Origin of the sequence: uncultured Rothia sp. (assembly GCF_937976295.1) — a bacterium.
Taxonomy (GTDB): domain Bacteria; phylum Actinomycetota; class Actinomycetes; order Actinomycetales; family Micrococcaceae; genus Rothia.
The window spans coordinates 1-3,271 of the sequence record NZ_CALJRY010000021.1 but is presented as its reverse complement, the minus strand read 5'-3'; the positions used below and the strand labels follow the sequence as shown (position 1 = coordinate 3,271).

The window sequence follows — 3,271 nt, the reverse complement described above, 5'->3', positions numbered from 1 at the left end:
CGCATATTCTTTCTGCCGCCATTGCTGAGAACTACATTCCGAAGAACGACATTCGCGAATTGGCGATGCTCGTGCACGGTTCCCTCTCTTCAAGTGCGGGTCGTGCGGAGGACGCACCGGATGAGGAGACTCGCGAACGCCAGATTCTGAATACTATCCGTTTTATTCAGATGGGTTTGGGCGCGCGTTTTGACGCCGCAGGCAACCCTGTTCGTCTGGACTCCGAGGAGTCTCTGCCGGAGCAGTCGCCCGTGCAGGAGGCGAACCTGAAGGTCGCTTCCTAAGGGTTGAGCGGGCTGAATAGCTACATATAATGCCGCGGACCTAATGCTTCTTTGCATCGGTCCGCGGCATTTTCTATATTCGGGTGGGTTTTTACGCGGTTAGGTTTTTACGCGCCGGGTAGGTTTTTAGACGCCAGGCAGCAGTGCCGGGGAGATAGAGTCCAGGTCCAGTACGCGCGCGTACATGACGGCGCGGCGGTGCAGGGCGTTGCGCAGTGCGCGGTGCACGCCGTCTTCGAGGTAGAGTTCGCCGCCCCATTTGACCACGTGCGGGAAGAGGTCGCCGTAGTAGGTGGAGTCTTCGGCGAGTAGGGTTTCGAGGTTGAGGGTTTTTTGGGTGGTGATGAGGGTGTCGAGGCGCACCTGCTGCGGTGGGATTCCTCCCCAGTCGGCGTGGGTCATGCCGTGCTGGGGGTAGGGGCGGCTGTCGCCTACTTTTTTGAAGATCATGGTGGTGCTTTCTGCAGGTAGGGGGTGACCCGGCGGCGCGTAGAACCGTGGGGGTTCTGAAGAAATAGTACCAAGGGATATAAAAAATCCCCGGTCTTAGAATCTAAGACCGGGGATCAGTGGCGGAGGATGGGGGATTTGAACCCCCGAGGGCTGTTAACCCAACACGCGTTCCAGGCGTGCGCCATAGGCCGCTAGGCGAATCCTCCAGCTACGTTTTCTACGCATTGCGTAGGCAACGAATAAAACTTTACTACGCTTTTGCGATGTGCGCAAGCCCTGGGCAGGAAAAGTAACAGAAAGCACATCTGTGGGTGCTGGTGCCCGTTTTTGGGCAAAGAAAAACCTCCTACGCAACCGCTGAGGATTCGGATTCTGAGCGTGCGAAGAATCAAATCCGGATCCGAAGCCGCGGAGCGCCAGCGGAGCGGGCACGGAGTGCATATGACGGGTGCGAACTACCTAGGTGCCTGATTTTGGGCATGAAAAAACCTCCTACGCAACCGCTGAAACCCAGGATTCCGAGCGAGCGAGGATATAAATCCTGGGTTGAAGCCGTCGAACGACAGTGAGACGGATATGACGGGTGCAAACTCCCCAGGTACCCATTTTTGGGTAAAAAAAGACCTCCTACGCACCCGTCATAGCTCGAATACCCTTGCTACCTTCCGGTCCTGGGGGAGTTTTCCAAGATAACGCCACGTAAGAGGCAAGAACCAGTGTACCGGATTTTTGGGCTCTTGGGAATTCGGCGCGTCCGCGGTATTTCTGTGGGCGTACATGCCACCCGGGTGAGCGTCCATAGTAGATGTCACGGTGGCGGTGTTGTGCTGGGGTGCTGTAGCAGCGTGTTCGCCGGTGACTGTCAGCCGCTCGGGCCGGGGGTAAAGCGTCTAAAATGGTAGGGATTGTCCTATCCGCATCCCCGAGTTGAAGAGGTTGCCGTGAGCACTGCCCTTTATCGTCGTTATCGCCCCGAGACCTTTGCTGAGGTTATCGGGCAGGAGCACGTGACCGAACCTCTTATGGTCGCTCTGGAGAAGAACCGCGTGAATCACGCGTACCTGTTTTCGGGTCCGCGTGGTTGCGGTAAGACCACGTCGGCGCGTATTTTGGCGCGCTGTTTGAACTGTGCGCAGGGTCCGACTCCTACTCCGTGTGGTGTGTGCGATTCGTGCCGTGAGCTGTCGCGTGATGGTGGCGGTTCCCTTGACGTGATTGAGATGGACGCGGCGAGCCACGGCGGTGTGGATCATGCCCGTGACCTGCGTGAGCGCGCTACTTTGGCGCCGGTGCGTGACCGTTACAAGATCTTCATTATTGATGAGGCGCATATGGTGACCCGTGAGGGTTTCAATGCGCTGCTGAAGATTGTGGAGGAGCCGCCGGAGCACGTGAAGTTTATCTTCGCGACGACTGAGCCGAATAAGGTGCTGGGTACGATTCGTTCGCGTACTCACCATTACCCGTTCCGTCTGGTTCCGCCGGAGGTTCTTCTGCCGTTCCTGCAGGGTCTGTGCGATCAGGAGCAGGTGGCTGTGGAGCCGGGCGTGTTGCAGCTGGTGATTCGTGCTGGCGGCGGTTCGGTGCGTGATTCGCTGTCGATTCTTGATCAGTTGATGGCTGGTGCGTCTTCGCAGAACGGTATTGAGTATGACCGTGCGGTGGCGCTGCTGGGTTATACGCACGCGCAGCTTCTGGATGAGGTTATTGAGGCGTTGGGCGCGAAGGATGCGCCGACTCTCTTTGGCGCGGTTTCTCGTGTGGTGGCGACCGGTCAGGATCCTCGCCGTTTTGTGGAGGATCTGCTGGAGCGTCTGCGTGATTTGATTGTGGTGAAGGCTGTTCCGCAGGCTGCCGGCCAGATTTTGCAGGGTGTTCCGCAGGATCAGTTGGAGCGCCTGGCTCAGCAGGCTCAGGCTCTGGGTGAGCGTGAGCTGACGGTTGCCGCGGGTACGGCTAATGAGACGTTGAATGGTATGACGGGTGCGGCGAATCCGCAGCTTCAGCTGGAGTTGCTGTGTGCTCGTCTGCTTCTGCCTGCGGCGGAGGATTCTGCCGGTGGTGCTGAGGTTGCGGCGTTGGCGTCTCGTCTGCAGGTTTTGGAGCGTCGCGTGGCGTCTGGTTCTGCTGGTTCGGTTCCGGCACCGGCTGGTATGTCTGCTGCTCGTGCGGCGGGTATGGCGGCGGCTGGCCTGGCGCCTAAGGCTCAAGCGCCTCATGTGCAGGCTCCTAATACGCAGACTCCTAGCGCCCCGGTTCAGGAGGCGGCTCAGCCCGCGCAGCAGCCTACTTCTCAGCAGGTAGCCCCCCAGCAGGGCAGTTCTCAGCAAACTAGCGCAGGCGCTCCCCCGCTGGCGGGCGCGCCCCTTAGCGGTGCACCCCTTAGCGGCGCACCTCTAGCACCGACCGCGCAGGCCCCCACCACTCCGACTGGTGCTCCCCTGACGGGTAACACCCCGGCGGCACCTCATGCTCCGGCGACGCCGAATGCCCCGGCTGCTCCTGCATCTGATGCCGCTGCGGCGGGTACCCCC

The 3,271-nt window shown here is 59.6% G+C and carries 2 protein-coding genes, 1 tRNA gene, 1 other RNA gene and 1 pseudogene; 2 read left to right on the top strand and 3 right to left on the bottom strand.

Going from position 1 to position 3,271, the window contains the following annotated elements:
• Positions 1–284 (top strand): annotated as a pseudogene (locus Q0216_RS00560) (TetR/AcrR family transcriptional regulator); the annotation flags it as partial.
• 126 nt (positions 285–410) lie between these two features.
• On the opposite strand, the gene Q0216_RS00555 reads toward Q0216_RS00560, so the two are convergent.
• From Q0216_RS00555 to ffs, 3 genes are all read right to left on the bottom strand, one after another.
• A complete protein-coding gene (locus Q0216_RS00555; protein ID WP_298592028.1) occupies positions 411–734 on the bottom strand; it encodes a type II toxin-antitoxin system VapB family antitoxin in 324 nt (107 codons plus the stop codon).
• Between the two features lie 120 nt (positions 735–854).
• Positions 855–943, bottom strand: a tRNA-Ser gene (locus tag Q0216_RS00550).
• A gap of 409 nt (positions 944–1,352) precedes the next feature.
• Positions 1,353–1,449: signal recognition particle sRNA small type (gene ffs, locus Q0216_RS00545), an RNA gene on the bottom strand.
• A gap of 229 nt (positions 1,450–1,678) precedes the next feature.
• Here ffs and Q0216_RS00540 point away from each other — a divergent pair.
• Positions 1,679–3,271 (top strand): DNA polymerase III subunit gamma and tau (locus tag Q0216_RS00540; RefSeq protein WP_298592025.1); only part of this gene is annotated, 1,593 nt, incomplete at its 3' end.

Bases quoted from the DNA above. Each gene is read 5' to 3' on its own strand.
- Q0216_RS00555 (WP_298592028.1), bottom strand. From the start codon at position 734: ATGATCTTCAAAAAAGTAGGCGACAGCCGCCCCTACCCCCAGCACGGC.